The sequence below is a fragment of the Paenibacillus silvestris genome, from assembly GCF_009882985.1.
Classification (GTDB): Bacteria; Bacillota; Bacilli; order Paenibacillales; family NBRC-103111; genus Paenibacillus_E; species Paenibacillus_E silvestris.
Map to the genome: position 1 here is coordinate 1 of NZ_WTUZ01000008.1, position 344 is coordinate 344.

Genomic DNA, 344 nt, shown 5'->3' on the forward strand with positions numbered 1-344 from the left:
TATGTACGGAGGGGATAAGCGCTGAAAGCATCTAAGCGCGAAGCCCCCCTCAAGATGAGATTTCCCAGTATGTAAGACCCCTTGTAGACGACGAGGTTGATAGGTTCGAGGTGGAAGTGCGGCAACGCATGCAGCTGACGAATACTAATCGGTCGAGGGCTTAACCAATAAACCTAAGAATAACTACCTTTACGCAAGTTTCGTATCTAGTTTTCAAGGCGCAAACCACGCTTTGACTGTTTGGTGATGATGGCGGAGGGGACCCACGCGTTCCCATCTCGAACACGACCGTTAAGCCCTCCAGCGTCGATNCCGCAGGGTTCTGGGAGAGTAGAACGTTGCCA

2 rRNA genes are annotated in these 344 nt (G+C 51.6%); both read left to right on the plus strand.

From position 1 onward, the window contains the following. Nucleotides 1–168: ribosomal RNA gene (locus tag GQF01_RS03270) — 23S ribosomal RNA — on the plus strand; the annotation flags it as partial. Between the two features lie 71 nt (nucleotides 169–239). Continuing rightward, nucleotides 240–344 (plus strand): 5S ribosomal RNA (gene rrf, locus GQF01_RS03275).